Raw genomic sequence first — 18,921 nt, 5'->3', positions numbered from 1 at the left:
AGAATAAGCAGGTTGTCATCGCTTGGTATCTTTCTGAACGAGCACGGATGCGGTAGCGCCAACCCTGAGGTCAATGGTCTCAGGCCGATTTTTCAGCTGGACATGAACCGGTATACGCTGTGGCAGACGAATCCAGCTGAAGTTCGCCTGTACATCAGGAAGCAGGTCATAACCTGCTTTTCCATCCGGTGTAGCAATCCCCCAGCCAATGGCGTTAACCGTTGCGGCAAGCGGCTGATCCGGGTAGCTCATCAACGTGATAATCGCGGAGTCACCGACGGCAATACCGGCCAGAGCGTTTTCCCGGAAATAGCCAGTCACCCAGAATGTGGCGCTGTCAACCAGGGCCAGCACCGGCTGGTTGGCAACCATCTGGCTGCCGATGCTTAATTGCAGATTGGTGACATAACCGTCAACGGGGGCGTACACCTGTGTAAATGCAAGGTTCAGCTCGGCGCCGACCACTGCCTCTTTTGCGCTATCATACTGGGCTGATGCGAGTTTGAAGGCGTCTTCCTTATCGGTCAGTAACTGTTCCGAGAGACTGCCGGGATCCGTTTGGGCGAGGTCGCGGTAGCGGAGGTATTCCGTTCTGGCCAGGCGAACCTTGACGTCCGCCGCATTGGCTTCCGCCGTAGCTTGGGCAACCGTATTCTGGAACGTGACAGGGTCGATGGTAAAGAGCAGGTCTCCCGCATGGACATATTGGTCGTCAGTCACTGGCAACGAGATAATTGGACCGGAGACCCGAGGGGCAATCTGGAGCACTCGGGCTCGCACTTGCCCGTCCCGGGTCCAGGGATTCACCAGGTAGTCGGCGTATCGAACCAGAAGCACGATGATGGCAATTATGACTAACGTGCCGCTGGTGGCATAACGAATCCAGGGTCGCATGACAAACTCTCAAAATGGGGTAATGCGTGAACCTACCAGGTTGGTAAATAGGATCGTCAGGGCGAGATAAACCAGCTGGGGACTGGCCAGATAGTGGGACAACTGTAGCCGTGTGAGGACAAAGTTGACTGCCCAGGCCAGGAACATGCCGATCACCGTTGCTGTCAGCAGGGGTGGACAGAAAATACCCAGGAAGGCAATTTCATGGGGTACGCTGCTCATGGGATGGTTCTTTGTTGAAAATGGGTTCGTTGAGAAAGACCTGTGCCCGGAGTGATTCCATCGCAGTGGCAAAATGGCTCACGGCCAGGCAGAAGTTTTTGTAATAGCCGATAAAACTGTAGAGTGCCTCATCATCTTCCGTTGAGAGCGTCATGGCGCTCTCAACGTTTTGGAACAGGCGGTCTTCACTACCCGCCAGGATTGCCTCAACCCCCGTGAGAGCTTGTCTGTCAGCCGTTTCCGGTGACCGGATCCAGGTGTCGAAGAGTGCGCGCAGTGTCTCAAGCCATTCTGACACAGGCCGTTGATCCAGCAGCTGGCGGGTTCGTGTATCGTCAGTACACTGGATCAACATGTCGAGACGGTAGGACATGGATTCCAGGGCATAGATCAGTTCCCGGAGGTGGTCATTCACTTTGGATGTGTCGTGTTGTGTCTGTAGCTTTTGGAGTAAGGGCGTCAGGCGGTGTGACGTCAATAGCCAGTCTCCCCCGGAACAAAATTGTTCGGCTCTGTAGTTCACCCAGCCGCTCCACCCCTGTGGTGTCTTTCCCATCCATCGAAAGACAAAACGAACCTGACGGAAATAAAGGCGTATCAACCATAGGGAGAGGGTTTTCGGTTTGGAGGTCGGGCAGAAGGCTATGATGACGCTTAGCAGGGTGATGATAACGGCAAACATCAGGGTGATATTCAGAGGGTGGATCACATCATAAGTCTGCACGTTACTGATGGATGTGATACTGGCCAGCATGAGCAGGCTGAAAACACGGTTCAGAATCTGGTCAGGTTTTGAATAACAATAGGATGTATAGAAACTGGTACAAAACAGCATGATACCCAGACCCAGAAAAGACGACAGCATCGGCATGATCAGCAGGTAACAGCTGGAGGCAATCAAGGCAGCCTTGGCCATGGGCCAATACAGTCGTTTGACAGGAATATCCATCCGGTAGGTGAAAACGCATCCAAAGATAGTCGTAATCATCAAAAAAGCAGTGTCACCGGGTATCCGGATGTTTATCCACAGGACAAAGACAATCCACATGATGACCATGACCCGGCAGGCGGCGGCCAGTCGATAGTAATCAAGCGACAGGACATTGCTTTTCCTTATCGCTTGAAGGGGATGACAGTCTGTGGTTTTGCGGTTCATGATATCCATAGACAGGAGTAACAGCTGCCGGGTCAGTGTTGAAGTGTCACGTATCCTGTTATAGAGCAGGTAATCGCCTATTAACTGTCGTTTATTGTCGGTCTTGGGTATCTGCTGATCAGAAAAGGTGGGAAGAATAAAAGATGGTATATGAATTGTTTTAGAATTCTCCCAGATTGCCGCCCTGTTTTCTGATAGTTGAGTCAGTGATTGTTCAAAGTCCGGAAGATTGGGAATGATTGCCAGGAGGTGCTGGGTATCTGCGATGGCAATGCATTCCCTCCAGCCTTCGAGCTGACGGTGGAGTTCCCGTGATAATTGATGGAAACATCGCCACTGCCGTTTTTTTTCCATGACGGGATAACTGTCACTCGTCGCTCCTTCCAGTAGTTCGCCGAAGCGATTCAGCGAATCCAGCTCTGCTTTTCTCAAAGCTTCGATGTCGCTGGTGGGAATCGGTTGGGTCAGCAGGCGATAGTAAGCGGCCTGCAGACGGTTCTGTGCTGCAACCAGATGTCTTGTCTCAGTCTGTAGTTCCCGATAGCTGCTTTTTGGCCATAGGATGACGGTTACCGTCGTGTAAGTCACGATGCCAAGCACAGTTTCCTGTACACGAAGGACGGCCAGATTAAAGGTTTTGATATCGCTCAGATCATAGGCAATCGAATAAAAGGTGATGATGGTGGTGACGAACCCGGTCACACGCCAGAAATACTGTCGGTTGGCGCCGCCCGACATATACGTGCAGAAGCCGACAATCAAGGATAACCCGGTAATGAGCTGCCAACGGTTATTGGTCAACAGCATCAGTATCAGGAGACTGCACAGAATGCCGCTCATGGTGCCAAGGAAACGTAGGAGACCTTTATTAACTGTCAAGCCGGTCGTGGAAAGACTGATGAAGGCGACTGCAAAGCCGGCCCACATCGGTTTATCCCAACCAAAAGAGAGGGCTAGGCCATAAGCCAGCACCATGGCCAGCGCCGTTTTCAGCGCGCTTTTTAATCTGTCGTTGAACAGCATGGCCTGATTTCTCGGCCGAAGGGTAGGGGAAGCATGGGGTGTCAGCTGATACTTCTGGGAATCAGATTTTCATTGTAGATGAAACATCTGTGGCTAAAACGTTATTATCCGTATCCGCAGTATCGCTTGTGGTCAGACGGTCTCCCTGACCGGCGGTGCAGCTTCTATTGAGACGATTTCTCTGACACAGTGATCCAGCAGCTTTTCCAGTGCCAGCGGCATAAAACGTCGAGGCATGTACATGCCGTAGATATTACCGGCAGGCAGCTGCCATCCCTGCAGAACCTCCACCAGTTCCCCTTGATTGATCGCTTCCTGGCAGATCAAGTTGGGAACTGTGCCAATGCCAGCATTAGCCTTTAAGGCTTCTCGAACCGCAGTAATGTTATTCAATATCAGGTTGCCGGTCGGGTTGATGGCAATCTGTTTGCCGCCTTTTTGAAAGTGCCAGGTCTTGTGTGCAAGACTGGAATTGTTACGTATGCAGTTGTGGTTGGCCAAGTCACTGGGATGCTGGAGCTTTGGATGTTGAGCAATATAATCCGGCGATGCCAGTAACCGTACCGGGGCCGACACCAGTTTACGACACACTAGGTCCGGCTCCTGTCCTGGATCAACACGTATGGCAAGGTCAATGCCTTCCTCGATGATATCCACACGGCGACTGGTCAGTTCTGCTTCAATGGTGACCTGTGGGTAACGTTGCAGGAAGCGGGCGATAACGCGGGCGAGAAAGCGCTGGCCAAACTCGATGGGCATCACCAGTCGTAAATGGCCAGAGGGTTCTTCATGGACACGCCGCAAGGCCTGCTCTGCTTCTTCGAATGCCAGCACAATCTGACGACAGCGTTCGTAGTGTTCGGCTCCGATATCCGTGAGCATCAGGCGACGGGTACTGCGTTGAATGAGACGTACATCAAGGCGGTTTTCCATCGCCGTCAGTTTGCGACTCACGGTGGATTTCTGCATGGCCAGCCGTTCAGCTGCGGCGGTGAGGCTGCCAGCTTCGACGACACGGACAAAAATCAGGGCTTCATTCAGATCGGTCGGTTGTTGCATACAGGGAACACAGTTTTGAGTTTGGGCATTCTAATCACAGAAAAACAACAATGGTAGGATAGCCGCTACCCATTGACTCGCAGCCGCACTTTGCGTTTTGACACCTACTCCCCTGGCGGCTGCGCTTTTTTTTCCCCTTTCAAGTTTTACATTCACATTCCGAGGCAAGACTGAATGATAAAAAACATCCGGTTATCGGTGGTTATTGCTTTGATGGTGCTGGCGCTGCTGATCGGTGCTGGTTACTGGTGGCAGGTAGGCCAATACCAGGAATCTACCGATAACGCGTATGTGCAGTCAGACATCATTTATATCAGTGCCAAGCAGAGTGGTTTTGCCCAGGCAGGCTGGATTCAGGATAACCAGTCCGTCCAGGAGGGCGAGGTGCTGGCCCGTATAGACGACACAGATTTTCAATTGGACCTGGCGGAATCCCAGGCGGCGGTTGCAGCAGCCAAGGCAGGTATTGACCAGCTGGCCGCGCAACGGTATTTGCAGGAGTCCGTGATCACGGCCGGTGAATCATCCGTTGCGGCGGCGCAGGCTGAACGACAGCTGGCGGCTGCTGAACTGAAGCGTGCGCGGGAACTGCACCGCAAGAAGTATGCGTCCCAGGATGATCTTGATAACGCTATTTCCACGAATGAGCGAACCCGTGCGGCATTGTCAGAAAGTCAGGCGCAACTGGAATCTTCGCGTCGTCAATTGACCGTGCTGGATACGCAGCTGCAGGAAGCCCGTGCGACCTTGTCACAGGCCAAGGCTCGACAGGATCAGGCACAGCAGGCGCTGAGTGAAACCATCATCCGTGCACCACGCGACGGCATCATAGGACAACGCCAGGTAAAGGATGGTCAGCTGATTAAGGCAGGCCAGGTGCTGTTCGGACTGGTGGCGGCTGACACGGTTTGGGTTACTGCGAATTTCAAGGAAACCCAGATCGGGCATATGCGTCGTGGTCAACCCGTTACCCTGGACATTGATGCCTTTCCCGGACAGCCCGTGACCGGCTACATCGACAGTCTGTGGCCTGCCAGTGGTGCGAAGTTCAGCCTGTTACCCCCCGAGAATGCGACAGGAAATTTCACCAAGATTGTGCAGCGTATTCCAGTGAAGATTGCGATACCTGCGGATCAGCCGCTGGCAGGCAAACTGCGGGCCGGCATGTCAGTGCTGGCTTCCCTGAATACCTGTGATGAGCCTGTGAAGATCAGTGGGATGAACGTTGTCCACAATAACGTTGCGCCTGTGGTAGAGCATCATGTCGCAGGGTATTGAGCGCGCCAGCCGCAGGAACTGGCTGGCGGTTTATGGCGCTGCCCTGGGCGCATTTATTGCGGTACTGGATATCCAGATCATCAATGCTTCGCTGGCGGATATTCAGGGGGCATTGTCGGCATCGGTGGAAGAAGGTTCCTGGATATCCACGGCCTACATGATCGCTGAGATCGTGATGATCCCACTCAGCGGCTGGCTGGTACAGGTGTTGTCGCTCCGAACCTACATGCGTTTTACCATTGTGCTGTTTGTCGCGGCGTCGATGCTGTGCGGTCTGGCCTGGAGTCTGGAATCCATGATCCTGTTCCGGGTGTTGCAGGGCATTGGGGCAGCGCCGTTAATTCCGCTGGCGTTCAGCCTGGTGCGACTCCGTCTGCCTGCGTCTGACCAGGCCAAGGGGATGGCGCTGTTTTCCTTTTCCGCGGTGTTTGCACCGGCTATCGGCCCGAGCCTGGGTGGGTGGTTGACGGAAACGTTCAGCTGGCACTTGATTTTCTACATTAACCTGGTGCCGGGCGTCATCATGTTCCTGATGTTGAGCGCCAGTCTGGATAAAGAACCGATGCAGCTGAACAAGCTGCGGGAAGCGGATTGGCTTGGTATTTTCACCCTCTCACTGGGGCTGGCGACACTGGAGTATTTCCTGGAGGAGGGTAACCGCAAGGACTGGTTTGGCTCCGAAATCATTGTCTGGACGGCGTTAATTGCTGCCGTCTCGCTGGTGGCTTTCACCTGGTTACAGCTAACCCGTGAACGCCCGCTGTTGAACCTGCGTTTGCTGGGGCAACGGCAGTTCCTGATGGCAACACTGGCTAATATGGGGCTTGGTCTCGGCCTGTATGGCAGTGTCTATATACTGCCTCTCTACCTGTCCCAGGTGCAGGGTTACAACTCACTGCAGATCGGTGAAGTACTCATGTGGGGAGGGATGCCACAGCTGTTGCTGATACCCATGGTACCCCGATTGATGAAGCGGGTAAGTCCTCGTTTGATGGCCAGCCTGGGTTTTATCCTGATGGCATTCAGCGTCTATCTGAATACCACAATGACGGGGGATTATGCGGGTGACCAGTTCAGGATGAGCCTGCTGATCCGCGCACTGGGGCAACCCTTTATCATGATTCCACTGTCTATGCTGGCGATGGAGAAGATCATGCCGAAGGATGTGCCGTCAGCCTCCAGCCTGTTCAATACCTCGCGGAATCTCAGCGGCGCCATTGGTATTGCTTTGCTGGCAACGATCATTCAGCGGCACTCGACACTGCATGCGGCCCGTCTCAGCGAAACCCTGCCGATGTATGGTGATCTGATCCAGCAGCGGCTGGATACCTTATCTGCCGTTATGCCACAACTCAGTTTTCAGCAACAGGTTGGTCTGATTGCCCGGCAGCTGACGGAACAGGCAACCATCATGGCGTACGCTGATGCCTTTTACATCGTTGCATTCATATTGGTGCTGGGTCTTGTGGCGACGGCATTGACCAGCAACCGATTTGTATGGCTGCGAACCAGTAAGATGAAATAACCAATTGGAGAATGCCCATGGAGAGTCTCCGCGAGCTTTGCATCTACTCGCGTCGGATCAAAACCGTATTGTTTTAACGGGTTGGTCATTCATTCGAACCACATCTTAGTAGCGACCTTGAACTAATTTCCAGGTATCGGTCAAACAATATGCCTACATAACGAAATGCTGGATGGAATCATCCACTTATCATCTAGGGAGGTTATTTGTTATGGCATCATCAGTACCAACAGAGTTTTCCGGTTATCGAGGTTCAGTTAAAGAAAGCCCCGGCCAATCAGGCGGTGAGATGACAGGGAAAGTGGTCGAGGCTACAACTGGCATGGCGACTTTGACAGTGGTAGATCCTTGTTTTACGTCAGTTGAACACCCATGGAAAGATATTGTTTTAAGGGCAATAAAAATAGCTAGAGGTAAAGAAACACTTGAGTATTCGCCACTGGTCGCAAATTCCGGAGAACTACAGAAAAAACATGCTGATATAATAAAAGCAGCGCATAATGAGTTGAAAAAAATAAATAAGGCAATTAAAAGGCTGGATGAACTGAGAAAAGGGGACGTGACAGATGCTAGATCTTTCAAGTCGAGCTTAATGGGTATTCTGGTAGAGTTGATTGATAATCCTGATGTTATCGGTTTTTATGAAAGAGTTTTTACTAAAGCCGAATGTGACTCAAATCAAACGTTAGAGAATATGGTAAAGGCGTTATTGGATGTGTCTTTGTTTCGTTGTAAGCAGTTAGCACATTTTTTATCGTTAATAATTACCAATACTCATGAGTTAGCACATGGTCAAATACCGACTGAAGTGGTTTATTGGGAAATGGTCAACAATTTCAAATCGACAATGTTTAGTGAAAATCATGAGTTTGAAACCCCTACAGTTAGTCCTGCCCTGTTAAAAAACAAACATCGTCTAGTGGAAAAAATTAATCGTGCGTTCTTTGATGCTAAACAAAAGCAGGCAGCTTTGTATGCCAGCGAGATGAAGTTATCAGTAGCAGATAGAGACTTGATGAAAAAAACTGGAGTGCTTGATAAAGAAACAGGAATCGTCAGCTATAAAACAGCAAAGTTACAACCTGAATTATGGAGTGCTTTTCCTATTTTAAATCAACCATTAATAACATTGTCTACCGTAACCGCTAAGCTTCAAACCAGCTATTCATTTTCTGAAAGTTATGCCTTACATATTGTGTTTGAGCAATCCGGTTTTAAAATGGTGACTCCTCAAGGTAGCATTCCTGATTTACATAGACAGGCTGAATCTTTTATACATAAAGATCTCTTTATTACGTGGGTTATTACTCAATATTCAGCCACTGCGTTGAATGCGTTGTTTGAAAAGATGAATGTTAGTCATGTCGTTGATGTGTTTTCTGGCTATGGTATGTTGGAATCTGCAATGAAGGCTATTGGGAGCCCTGTCAATGTGCTCAGTCTTGATAATTTTTCGGATATGCATGAGCTAAGGAAACATGTGCCGGAGGGAGGAAAAAATGTATTTTTTCATCCGTATGGTTCAAAGGGCGTTATTAATACAGATTCATTGCAATATTTAACCGAACATCCTGATGTGATTACTCGAGAAACTTGTTTGTTAGTTGCATTCCCAAGTCCAATACTTCCTACAGGAACATTAAGAAAAATATTGGAACTATGGGCAGGGAATGATGAAAGCGGCCCAGTAATGATGATATCCGACGCGGTACACCGTAGTAGCGAATTGTATGGTGGTATGTTTGAAGCAGGCAGCCCTTTCAAAAGAACTGAGAGTGAAGAGCAACTGCCTGAAGCAGTTACCCGAGCAATACCTCATGGCAAGTGTGAGTTGTTTACCGTGAGGCGAAGAAGCGATGTGAACCCATAGTTACACTGATTGAATGTTACACAGTGTGTTCACACTGGAGGTAAGCCCTGCCGGAATGCTATGAAGTATTATTATCAACGGCACAGCTTACATTAAATTCCATGCCAATTGACTAGGCAGGCGACTGTCATGTGTAGAGTGATGCTTTATGTCGTGGAGATAGTCTTAATGCCTGGCCTTGTGGAGAGGGTTTTGCCCATCAATTGGTGTTTGTCATTGGTAGCTGCAGGCTGAAATAGCCGGTAAACGGATGCCCATGATCTATGGTTATGGGCATTTCATCTGCCGGAGCCTGTCCAATGAACGGTCTTATGATGGACCAACCGCTGTTGATCACAATGATCATGCAGCATGCTGAGAAGGTGTATCCTACGTCGGAAATAGTTTCTGTCACGCAAGATCAGGGCATTCACCGTTACCGGTATCGGGATTGTTTCCGGCGTGTTCGGCAATTGGCCAATGCTATGCAGCGTCTTGGCATGAACGAGGGAGACCGAATCGCTACCCTCGCCTGGACAGACTGCCGCCACCTTGAAATTTATTACGCCATTGCCTGCGCCGGGGCTATCTGCCATACCGTGAACCCCAGGCTGTTTGAGGAACAGATTCTTTATATTCTCAATCACGCTGAAGACCGCTGGATATTTATTGATCCCCTCTTTGTTCCCCTGCTGGAAAAACTGCAGTCTGAATTACCGGCCGTTGAAGGCTTTGTGGTTCTGACCAGTGAATCTGCCATGCCAGATACCTCCCTGAACAATGTCATTGCTTATGAAGCCCTTATCGCAGATGAGCCGGAAGACTATGACTGGCCCGTACTGGATGAATATACCGCCAGTTCTCTGTGTTATACCTCTGGAACGACAGGCAACCCCAAGGGGGTTCTCTACAGCCATCGCTCAACCCTGCTGCATGCCATGATGGTGGCTATGTCTAATTGCCTGAATCTCTCTGACCACGATGTGGTGATGCCGGTTGTGCCGATGTTTCATGTCAATGCCTGGGGGATGCCCCATGCTGCGCCCATGTTGGGCGCCAAACTGGTATTGCCCGGACCTAAGATGGCTGACGGCGAAATGCTGCAGAAGCTGATTGTCACGGAACAGGTCACCTGCAGCACAGGGGTTCCCACCATTTGGCAGGCTTTGCTCGATTACCTGGAATCCAGCGGCAAGCGTATTGATTGCCTGCAGGAAATTGGTGTGGGTGGCTCGGCCAGTCCGGCCAGCCTGTTTGAGCGGATGAACAAATATGGTGTTTCAGTGCATCAGGGCTGGGGGATGACTGAAATGAGCCCGGTGGGCACCTTTAACCGGGTCAGGGCTGCGGTTTGTGATAAATCGCAAGCTGAGCTCGACTCGCTGGCGCTCAAACAGGGAACACTCCTGTTCGGTGTGCAGATGAAAATAGTCGACGAGCAGGGGAATATCCTGTCCCACGATGGCCTTCAGATGGGCGAGCTTTGTGTTCGGGCGCCTACGGTCTGTTCCCGTTACTTCCAGGTAGAGGGAGCTGAAGAATCACACGATGAGGCTGGCTGGTTGCGAACCGGCGATATTGCCACCATTGATGCTGATGGCTACCTGATGATCACTGACCGGCGCAAGGACTTGATCAAGTCCGGTGGCGAGTGGATCTGCTCCATTGAGTTAGAGAATATTGCCATGAACCAGCCAGAGATAGTGGCTGTTGCGGTGATTGCTGTGCCCCATCACCGTTGGGGTGAGCGCCCTCTGCTGGTGGCGGTAGGTAAAGGGAAGCCAGTGGATAAAACCATAATGGCATCCTGGTATCAGGGTAAAGTGGCAGACTGGTGGATTCCTGATGATATCGTCTGGGTAGAGGCACTACCTTATACAGCCACGGGTAAGCTGAACAAGCGTATGCTCAGGGAGCAGTATTGTGACTATTTCACGGTTCCGAACCCACAGCATCCGCAGGTGTCTGTTCCCTAATGACCGTAGTATCGTGCTGTGACAGCGCCCATTGGACGTGTTCTCGCACCATGTCGGAGGGATGATCCTGCCGGGCTTTCAGGGCCGCGATGGTGTTGTGGGTGCTGGGTGCATTACCCAGCCCGACCGCCAGGTTGCGGAGCCATCCTTCAAAGCCTGTGCGGCGGATGGGGGAACCTGCCGTGCGGTCCAGGAATTCCTGCTCCGTCCAGAGAAACAGGTCGGCCAGGTCGGTGGAATCGAGCTTGTGACGGGGGAGAAAGTCCGTTTCTACCGTCGCTTTGGCGAACTTGTTCCAGGGGCAGATCAGCTGGCAGTCATCACACCCAAAGATGCGGTTACCAATCGCCTGGCGGAATTCAACCGGGATAGCACCTTTCAGCTCTATGGTGAGATAGGAAATGCAGCGTCTGGCATCCAGCTGGTGAGGACCGACAATGGCATCCGTCGGGCAGACATCGCGGCAGGCAAAGCAGCTGCCGCAGTGCATCGTTGCCTGTGGCTTATCCACAGGCAGGGGCAGGTCAGTAAACAGCTCGCCCAGAAAGAACCAGGAGCCGGCCTTGTTGTTCATCAACAGGGTATTCTTGCCTATCCAGCCCAGCCCTGCCTTCATGGCGATGGCTTTTTCCAGCACCGGGGCGCTGTCAACAAAAGCCCGGTAACCAAACTGACCGACCTGTTCTTCAATACGGCTCGCCAGCTGTTGCAGGCGCTTGCGAATGACCTTGTGATAGTCGCGCCCGAGTGAATAACGGGAAATATAAGCTTTACTGCTGTCTTTTAGAATACGCACGGCTTCGGTATCGGCAGGTAGATAGTCCATCCGGACACTGATGACGCGCAGGGTGCCCGGCACCAGCTCTGCCGGGCGGGAACGTTTGTTGCCGTGGTCGGCCATGTAGGCCATTTCACCGTGGAAGTCACGGGCCAGCCAGGACTGCAGGAACTGCTCGTGTTCGCCAAGGTTAACGTCCGTAATACCCACTGCCTGAAAGCCGAGTTCACGTCCCCACTGTTTGATGGCGTTGGCCAAGTCGAGCATGTCAGGGGAGGTTTTGGTTTGGGGGGCTGAATGGGTCACGGCGTTTTGATGGCAGTAAAACAATGAAAGCGAAGGATATAGGGTAAGCGCTAAAAGCGGTACTGAATAGCCGGAATATGTACTACCTGGTTTATGATTTGTCCGGAGGAGGTGTTGCCTTTATTCCCCTTGCCTGGCGTTGATTCTGGGGCGTCCTGTCTTCGGAAGGTAGCGTTGCGCCGGTCTTTTCTGTGTTACATGGCGCTTTTCGTCGCGTTTTCAGCGTTCCTCACAAATCCCTTGCTCATTTCAGGGTGGTTAAAGATGGAAATGACTATATTTCTCAATTCTTCCCACTCACAGGATTTATGGGTTAATGCAAGGTGATTACCGCTATCCCATCATTGCTACGGCTGCTGGTGGTGCGCTTGAGATGTACGATTTCTCTATTTTCCTGTTTCTATCGGATTACCTTTCCGCTGTTTTTCTACCTTTGGCCAAGCAGGGGGATTATCTTGCCGCGGGGTTGATGGTGACCGGTTATATCGCACGTCCCTTAGGGGGCATCATGTTTGGCTATTTGGGCGATTGTCTGGGGCGTAAAAAAACCTTTCTCTCTTCGTTAATCTTGATGTCCATTGCCACACTGGGGATTGCACTGCTGCCTGATGCCAGCAGTCAGGGCATTGTGGCTTATGTCTGGCTCATGGTGTTCAGGGTACTGCAGGGCGTCTCGGCGGGGGGAGAAATACCACTGGGGTATGTTTTTGTTTCTGAAAATAGCAACTATCACAACAGAGGGTTTGTGGTGGCACAGTTTAGTGCGGGCTGTGAATTCGGCTATCTGGTGGGCTTTGTGTGCAGCCAGTTATTGATGTTGTTTTTATCAGATAAGGATATTGTCGCCTGGGGGTGGCGACTCTTGTTTCTGTTTGGTGGCGCTATGGGGGGAATCGCTTACGCGATTCGGCTGTGTACTATGGAATCCAGGGTATTTCTTGATACTCCACGCAATTCCCGTAGGGGCAATTTCCCTCCCGTGGACGTGATGGTTCATTATTACCGGGAGATATTGACCGGTATCGGTATCGCGTTGAAAGACGCCGGCGCCTTAGCCTGCCTGCTTTCCATTTATAAATTGTTTCCCTCCGTGTTTGGACTCTCCGGACACGATTTCCTGTTCATGTTTGTGTTGTCCCTGTCTATTGGTATTCCATTTAGCATTCTTGGGGGGAAATTGTCCGATCTGATGGGACGAAAATGGATCATCCATCTCAGTGCAATGGTGACAGGTTTGTTAAGTGTTCTGGGTTTACTCGTTGATTTTTCACCGCCCGGCATTTTTTTCTGGTTGTTTGTGATGTCTGTTGCGGTTTTTGCAGCGTTTGGGCGTGGTGTCTATCCCAGAGTTATCCTTGACTCTTTTCCAACCCGTCTTCGATGCAGTGGTCTCGCGCTTGCCTATAATGTCGGCTTTGCACTGTTCACCGCATTAGGTGTCTGGTTATCCAGCGTGTATGCGCAGAATTCATTTACGTTTCCGCTGTGTTATATGCTCTGCTGCTCACTGGTTACCTTTGTGGTTGCCAAGCAGATACCTGAGCGCCATACGTTAACTATTTCCCATATTCCTTGAGTAGTGCATCGCTAATGACCGTCATGTCTAATGGGGCCAAGTCACCGTTTTCCTCGCAGCAATGGATATAATGAAACAAGAAGGTTAATGAAAGGGCGTGTCTCCCATGGACGAGTGGTTGCCAGAAGCATTGTATACCGCGGAACAGGTCAGGCATCTTGATGCGGTTGCCATCAATGATTACCACATCAATGGTTTTGAATTGATGAAGCGAGCCGGTCAGGCGGCGTTTGACCGTATGCTGGAGCGATGGCCGGCATTATCCCGGGGAGGAACCCTGCAGGTTTTCTGTGGTGCGGGCAATAACGGCGGTGATGGTTACGTGATTGCCAGTCTCGCCCGCCAACGTTATCTCCCAGTGCGGGTGGTTGCACTTAAGAATCCGGATGAATTAAACGGTGATGCATTGCGTGCTTGGCACTGGTTTCGTGACCTGGGCGGTTCCACGGAGTCCTGGAGTCGGCATGTGACCATCACCGGTACCGTGCTGGTGGACGCCATGCTGGGTACGGGTCTAAGCGGTGATGTTAAGGGCGATTACCGGGATGCTATTCAGATGATCAACCATTCACAGCGTCCGGTACTTGCTGTGGATATACCCTCCGGCTTATCAGCTGATACCGGAGCCGCTTTGGGGGCTGCGGTGCAGGCGGCGATGACGGTGACGTTCATTGGCTTGAAACAGGGGCTGCTGACCGGCGCCGGACCGCGTTATTGCGGCACACTCAACTTTGCCGCTCTCGCCGTACCGGATGAAATTTACCGCCAGGAATCGCCGGCCTCCCACTTGTTGCGGGAACAGGAGCTGGCAGCCTTGGTACGACCGAGGCTGGCCGATGCCAACAAAGGTACTCATGGCCATTTGCTGGTTGTCGGAGGTGATGAAGGGATGGGCGGCGCGGTCGTGATGGCGGCCGAAGCCGCACTCCGAACCGGCGCAGGACTGGTGACGGTGGCGACACGCGAGGAACACGTTGATGCCATCAACGCCCGCTGTCCTGAAATTATGGCGCGTGGTGTTCAATACGCGGATGATTTGAGTCGCTTGCTGACGGGGAAATCCGCAGTGGTTATCGGTCCTGGCCTTGGACAGTCCGATTGGAGTAAAGCGTTACTGGCGAGCATATTACGGTCAGATCTTCCTGTGCTCGCGGATGCCGATGCCCTGAACCTGATGGCTGAAGAGGGCCAGTTACCGGACAGTGCGTCTCGTTTATTACTGATGACGCCCCATCCGGGGGAAGCCAGTAGGCTTCTGCAGGAGCCCATTCCTGACATTCAGGCCAACCGTTTTGCGGCCGTTCAACAGTTGCAGCAGCAATACGGTGGCGTCGCGGTATTGAAAGGTGCAGGTTCGCTGGTTTATGACGGTGAAACGGTATCCTTGTGCGGTGCGGGCAATCCCGGCATGGCCGTAGCTGGGATGGGAGATGTGCTCAGTGGCATCATCGGTAGCCTGCTGGCGCAAGGCTATGACATGGCACAGGCGGCAAAACTTGGTGTCTGGTTGCATGCTGCGGCCGGAGATGACTGTGCAGCTGATGATGGGCAGATCGGCATGAAGGCGACGGATCTGCTGCCCTATATTCGCCGGCGCGTTAATCAGCTGGCCAATGCCTGAGTTCAGAAAGAAAAGTGTCATTAGCTGATATTCGTGACAAATACGGCATTTTTACACTGGTTTCCCGATGGTATCCTTCCCGGTGTAAGGTGATGTTATGGGAAACGTGTCGAATACGATGTCTGAGTCAATTCAACTGACCCTGGCCGGTGAAGCTCGCATGGTGGCGTTCGGCCGTCTTCTGGCAGATGCCTGCCAAGGGTATGGTACCGTGTATCTACAGGGCAATCTCGGGGCCGGGAAAACGACGTTATGTCGCGGCGTAATGCGCGGATTCGGCTACGAAGGGGCAGTCAAAAGCCCGACATATACCCTGGTCGAACCGTACGAAATGGAGCAGGCATCCGTTTACCACTTTGATCTTTATCGCCTGGGTGACCCGGAAGAGCTCGATTTTCTGGGTGTCAGGGACTACTTCGACAGTCCATCGCTCTGCCTGATTGAATGGCCGGACCGTGGTAAGGGCTTCCTTCCGGCCGCCGATATTATATTATCTATCGAGTACCTTCCGGAGGCGCGGATTGTCACGGTAGACCCGCAGACCGGGCATGGGCGGGCTATCTGTAAAACGATAGCGGACAGACAGGGAATGTTGGCGGAGGAAGTATGCTAGGGCGTCTGGCAAACACAAGCCTGATTGTCTTGCTGCTGATAGTGGCGAGCATCGCCAATGCTGCCAATATTGAGGGTGCCCGCCTGTGGCGCTCTCCGGAAAAAACCCGTCTGGTGTTTGACCTGACCGGTTCTGTAAACCACAGGATCTTTTCTCTCAGTAATCCCAGCCGCCTTGTGATTGATGTGGATGGTTCTTCCCTGAAGCAGTCGCTTGCCAGTCTGACACTGACCAATACCCCGATCCGCAAGGTGCGATGGGCAAAACGGAACAATAATGACGTGCGTATCGTGCTGGATTTGCATGAGACCGTCAGCCCACGCAGCTTCCTGCTGAAACCGAATTCCACCTATGGCCACCGTCTGGTGGTGGACCTGTTTGATAAAGGCAAGGCCAGCGCCAAACCTGCGATACCGGCAAAATCTTCCCCGGCGCCGGTTCAGGGGCGGGATATTGTCGTGGCCATTGATGCCGGACACGGCGGGGAAGACCCGGGCGCCATCGGTCATGGAAAGGCCCGGGAAAAGGAAGTCACGCTCGCTATCGCCAAAGAGGTCGCGGCGCTCTTTAACCGGGAAAAAGGCTTCAAAGCCAGGCTGACCCGAACCGGGGATTACTACATTTCTCTGCGGGAACGCACTCGTATTGCCCGGAAACACGGGGCTGACCTCTTTGTTTCCATCCATGCCGATGCGTTTGTTCAGCCCCAGGCCCGGGGGATGTCAGTGTTCACCCTGTCAAAGCGGGGCGCCACCTCTGAGACTGCGCGCTGGCTGGCCAACAAGGAAAACAATTCTGACTTGATCGGTGGTGAGGAAGGGGTCAGCCTGGATGATAAGGATGGCTTACTGGCCAGTGTCCTGCTGGATCTCTCCATGACCGATACCCAGACCCGCAGCATCAAGGCAGGCAAGATGGTGCTCAGTGAATTGGGAAGGCAGAATCGCCTGCACAAAAAGCAGGTTGAACAGGCGGCCTTTGTTGTACTGAAATCTCCGGATATCCCCTCGATGCTGGTGGAAACCGGTTTTATCACCAACCCGGAAGATGCCCGTAAGCTGAAATCCCATGCCCACCGGACGCGAATTGCACGTTCCATTTACACCGGTATTCGCAATTTCTTCCACAAACAGCCGCCACTGGGCACTTTGATCGCTCAGCAGAAAAGCAAAGGCACGCTGGTGGCATCATCGAAGGCGCGCAAGCACAAGGTGAAATCCGGTGATACCTTGTCGGATATTGCGGCTCGGTACAAAGTCTCCATGTCTGGCCTGCGGCGCATCAACGGTATCAAGGCCGCTGACCATATCCAGGTTGGGCAGTTACTGGAGATCCCCTGATATGGGGATTTCCAGTCACGGTTGAGGACGCTAACGCTTAAACGCAGTAATGATGGCGGGGCATCTGCCGCTTTCGGCAGACGCTGACGCTCAGGATCGAGTACATGTCGTCTGAGGAATGGATTTCTCAGGGGCATTGAAACGGGTGGAAGGAAATATGAGTGACAACATACTCACGGAAAGGATGCCGTTTTTTCCTAAACGAAAAAAAAATATAAAAATCAATATTGCTACGCCCTCTTATGGATCACGCTATTCGGGGAATTATGTAAGAAGTCTGTATTCTCTTTTGACGGCATCGGGCCGTTCGGGCGTGGAATTCTCTTTTTCTGATGTTGATTTCGCCGATATAGCCGTATCAAGAAATTATCTGATATCAAATTTTTTCTATAACAAGAAAGATTGCGATTATATTCTCATGATTGATGATGATATGGGATTTAATGGTGATTTAATCTATAAAATGATTGAGTTTGATAAAGCGGTTGTCGGTGTGATTGCACCACGGCGAACAATTGATTTGCAAAAATTGCATTCACTTTCAGGCGTTGAATTTGAAAAAGCCTTTGCAAAGTCATGTTCATTTGTTGGGAAGACGTTGGCTGATTGTGGAAATGGTTTTTTTGAAGTGGATTCCTGTGGTGCCGGGATTCTTCTGATATCCCGGCAATGTATTGAAACAATGGTTGATCAATGTCCAGATATCGTTGATCAATACCGCTACAAAAAACTCCCCTTTGCCTCAAGGTTTTCTCAATTTATAACCCCATTTAACAAAGTAGCGTTGGAAAAAACAGAGTTTTCGGAGGATCTGTCTTTCTGCTACCGGTGGAAACAGCTGTGTGGCGGGAAAATCTATGCCAATGGGGTGGAAAAGATCCAGCATGTATCGGAGCTTGTCATCGAATCACGGTATACTGACTCTTTCTAAGCGCCTTTCTATCCACTTCAATGGTTATATAAAAGCTTCTGGCTTGTATGAACGGTATTGAGCTGTATGGATTACTTTAAGTCGTCTGCTCATCAGACGGTTTTCTTCTGTGGCGGATAGCGTCAACAACAAGGTCATTGGTGATTTTCAGGGTCAGGAGGGTGAGCATCAGAATGTCATTGATGCGTTGGATATCATCTGCCGTCGCCGTTGATGTGTCGTACTGGAATTGACACTGCAGCCCATCACATTCTGATGCGATGATGATGGTGGCGACCAAGCCAATAAAGAAACCCATGATCCGAAACCATGGACTGAACCCCATCGTGAATATCCGGCTGACAGGCTGGGACTGATCACTATACTGCTCCATTTCCCTGACCTGATGCCAGACCAGTGCAGCAAAGGCCAGCCAGAGAAGCAGGGGCTCGGCCTGAATATCTGCCGCATAATAAAACGCCAATGAAATGATCAAAACGACAAGAGAAAAAACACCGAAATGACAGAGGAAGAACAGAATACCTGCGATTTTCAAAAGACTGGATGCCGGGCTTTCAACAGGCAGTCGACAAATGGAAATAATACCAAAAAACATGATAAACAACGTTTCGATGCCATAAAGCAGAATCAGGTCGGCACTTTGCCAATCAAGAAACACGATACCGAAAATGGGTAGGCAGTTAAGTATCAGCGTGTTTAGAATCACGGACTGCATAAAATAACCAGTACAACCTATAAATAGAGAGCCATTCATTATTCAATCGACGTTGGCCG

15 protein-coding genes are annotated in these 18,921 nt (G+C 51.4%); 9 read left to right on the top strand and 6 right to left on the bottom strand.

Features of this window, described 5'->3' with window-relative positions:
- Nucleotides 1-15 precede the first annotated feature (15 nt).
- From KHS78_RS18130 to KHS78_RS18115, 4 genes are all read right to left on the bottom strand, one after another.
- Nucleotides 16-894, bottom strand: coding sequence for an HlyD family secretion protein (locus tag KHS78_RS18130; RefSeq protein ID WP_211830051.1), 879 nt, complete (start codon nt 892-894; stop codon nt 16-18).
- Between the two features lie 9 nt (nt 895-903).
- Nucleotides 904-1,116, bottom strand: coding sequence for a DUF1656 domain-containing protein (locus tag KHS78_RS18125; RefSeq protein ID WP_211830050.1), 213 nt, complete (start codon nt 1,114-1,116; stop codon nt 904-906).
- A complete protein-coding gene (locus KHS78_RS18120) occupies nt 1,097-3,295 on the bottom strand; it encodes an FUSC family protein (protein WP_211830049.1) in 2,199 nt (732 codons plus the stop codon). Before KHS78_RS18120 ends, KHS78_RS18125 begins: the two co-directional genes overlap by 20 nt.
- Nucleotides 3,296-3,427: 132 nt before the next feature.
- Nucleotides 3,428-4,354 carry a LysR family transcriptional regulator gene (locus tag KHS78_RS18115; RefSeq protein WP_211830047.1) on the bottom strand — a complete coding sequence of 309 codons (927 nt, stop codon included), beginning with the start codon at nt 4,352-4,354 and terminating at the stop codon, nt 3,428-3,430.
- A gap of 174 nt (nt 4,355-4,528) precedes the next feature.
- On the opposite strand from KHS78_RS18115, the gene KHS78_RS18110 reads away from it, so the two are divergent.
- The 4 genes from KHS78_RS18110 (at nt 4,529) to KHS78_RS18095 (ending at nt 10,982) form a co-directional block, all read left to right on the top strand.
- Nucleotides 4,529-5,632, top strand: coding sequence for an HlyD family secretion protein (locus KHS78_RS18110; protein WP_211830045.1), 1,104 nt, complete (start codon nt 4,529-4,531; stop codon nt 5,630-5,632).
- A complete protein-coding gene (locus KHS78_RS18105; protein WP_211830044.1) occupies nt 5,616-7,157 on the top strand; it encodes a DHA2 family efflux MFS transporter permease subunit in 1,542 nt (513 codons plus the stop codon). Before KHS78_RS18110 ends, KHS78_RS18105 begins: the two co-directional genes overlap by 17 nt.
- A gap of 211 nt (nt 7,158-7,368) precedes the next feature.
- The gene (locus tag KHS78_RS18100) at nt 7,369-9,027 is read left to right on the top strand and encodes a hypothetical protein (protein ID WP_211830043.1); all 1,659 of its coding nucleotides are present in this window, start codon (nt 7,369-7,371) and stop codon (nt 9,025-9,027) included.
- Nucleotides 9,028-9,326: 299 nt separating this feature from the next.
- On the top strand, nt 9,327-10,982 hold the full coding sequence (locus KHS78_RS18095) for a long-chain fatty acid--CoA ligase (protein WP_211830042.1): 1,656 nt from the start codon (nt 9,327-9,329) through the stop codon (nt 10,980-10,982).
- Here the strand turns inward: KHS78_RS18095 and queG are convergent.
- The gene (queG, locus tag KHS78_RS18090) at nt 10,939-12,066 is read right to left on the bottom strand and encodes a tRNA epoxyqueuosine(34) reductase QueG (protein WP_425513976.1); all 1,128 of its coding nucleotides are present in this window, start codon (nt 12,064-12,066) and stop codon (nt 10,939-10,941) included. The genes KHS78_RS18095 and queG overlap by 44 nt on opposite strands.
- Nucleotides 12,067-12,382: 316 nt before the next feature.
- Here queG and KHS78_RS18085 point away from each other — a divergent pair, with 316 nt between their 5' ends.
- The 5 genes from KHS78_RS18085 to KHS78_RS18065 all read left to right on the top strand — a co-directional run bounded on the left by KHS78_RS18085 (nt 12,383) and on the right by KHS78_RS18065 (nt 18,147).
- Nucleotides 12,383-13,642, top strand: coding sequence for an MFS transporter (locus KHS78_RS18085; RefSeq protein WP_211830041.1), 1,260 nt, complete (start codon nt 12,383-12,385; stop codon nt 13,640-13,642).
- A gap of 106 nt (nt 13,643-13,748) precedes the next feature.
- Complete coding sequence (locus KHS78_RS18080) at nt 13,749-15,263, top strand: NAD(P)H-hydrate dehydratase (RefSeq protein WP_211830040.1); 1,515 nt, start codon at nt 13,749-13,751, stop codon at nt 15,261-15,263.
- Between the two features lie 118 nt (nt 15,264-15,381).
- Complete coding sequence (tsaE, locus tag KHS78_RS18075) at nt 15,382-15,876, top strand: tRNA (adenosine(37)-N6)-threonylcarbamoyltransferase complex ATPase subunit type 1 TsaE (RefSeq protein ID WP_211830039.1); 495 nt, start codon at nt 15,382-15,384, stop codon at nt 15,874-15,876.
- A complete protein-coding gene (locus KHS78_RS18070) occupies nt 15,870-17,216 on the top strand; it encodes an N-acetylmuramoyl-L-alanine amidase (protein ID WP_211830037.1) in 1,347 nt (448 codons plus the stop codon). The genes tsaE and KHS78_RS18070 overlap by 7 nt, the downstream gene beginning before the upstream one ends.
- Before the next feature lie 157 nt (nt 17,217-17,373).
- The gene (locus KHS78_RS18065) at nt 17,374-18,147 is read left to right on the top strand and encodes a hypothetical protein (RefSeq protein ID WP_211830035.1); all 774 of its coding nucleotides are present in this window, start codon (nt 17,374-17,376) and stop codon (nt 18,145-18,147) included.
- A 76-nt stretch (nt 18,148-18,223) separates the two neighbouring features.
- On the opposite strand, the gene KHS78_RS18060 is transcribed toward KHS78_RS18065, so the two are convergent.
- Complete coding sequence (locus tag KHS78_RS18060) at nt 18,224-18,862, bottom strand: DUF6498-containing protein (RefSeq protein WP_211830034.1); 639 nt, start codon at nt 18,860-18,862, stop codon at nt 18,224-18,226.
- Nucleotides 18,863-18,921: the final 59 nt, after the last annotated feature.

Source organism: Kistimonas asteriae, from assembly GCF_018263925.1.
GTDB classification, from domain to species: domain Bacteria; phylum Pseudomonadota; class Gammaproteobacteria; order Pseudomonadales; family Endozoicomonadaceae; genus Kistimonas; species Kistimonas asteriae.
This window is presented reverse-complemented; position numbering and strand designations above follow the sequence as displayed.

Excerpts from the sequence above, each read along its gene's own strand:
- KHS78_RS18130 (WP_211830051.1), bottom strand. The coding sequence starts at position 894 with ATGCGACCCTGGATTCGTTATGCCACCAGCGGCACGTTAGTCATAATT.
- KHS78_RS18125 (WP_211830050.1), bottom strand. The coding sequence starts at position 1,116 with ATGAGCAGCGTACCCCATGAAATTGCCTTCCTGGGTATTTTCTGTCCA.
- KHS78_RS18120 (WP_211830049.1), bottom strand. The coding sequence starts at position 3,295 with ATGCTGTTCAACGACAGATTAAAAAGCGCGCTGAAAACGGCGCTGGCC.
- KHS78_RS18115 (WP_211830047.1), bottom strand. The coding sequence starts at position 4,354 with ATGCAACAACCGACCGATCTGAATGAAGCCCTGATTTTTGTCCGTGTC.
- KHS78_RS18110 (WP_211830045.1), top strand. The coding sequence starts at position 4,529 with ATGATAAAAAACATCCGGTTATCGGTGGTTATTGCTTTGATGGTGCTG.
- KHS78_RS18105 (WP_211830044.1), top strand. The coding sequence starts at position 5,616 with ATGTCGCAGGGTATTGAGCGCGCCAGCCGCAGGAACTGGCTGGCGGTT.
- KHS78_RS18100 (WP_211830043.1), top strand. The coding sequence starts at position 7,369 with ATGGCATCATCAGTACCAACAGAGTTTTCCGGTTATCGAGGTTCAGTT.
- KHS78_RS18095 (WP_211830042.1), top strand. The coding sequence starts at position 9,327 with ATGAACGGTCTTATGATGGACCAACCGCTGTTGATCACAATGATCATG.
- KHS78_RS18085 (WP_211830041.1), top strand. The coding sequence starts at position 12,383 with ATGCAAGGTGATTACCGCTATCCCATCATTGCTACGGCTGCTGGTGGT.
- KHS78_RS18080 (WP_211830040.1), top strand. The coding sequence starts at position 13,749 with ATGGACGAGTGGTTGCCAGAAGCATTGTATACCGCGGAACAGGTCAGG.
- tsaE (WP_211830039.1), top strand. The coding sequence starts at position 15,382 with ATGTCTGAGTCAATTCAACTGACCCTGGCCGGTGAAGCTCGCATGGTG.
- KHS78_RS18070 (WP_211830037.1), top strand. The coding sequence starts at position 15,870 with ATGCTAGGGCGTCTGGCAAACACAAGCCTGATTGTCTTGCTGCTGATA.
- KHS78_RS18065 (WP_211830035.1), top strand. The coding sequence starts at position 17,374 with ATGAGTGACAACATACTCACGGAAAGGATGCCGTTTTTTCCTAAACGA.
- KHS78_RS18060 (WP_211830034.1), bottom strand. The coding sequence starts at position 18,862 with ATGCAGTCCGTGATTCTAAACACGCTGATACTTAACTGCCTACCCATT.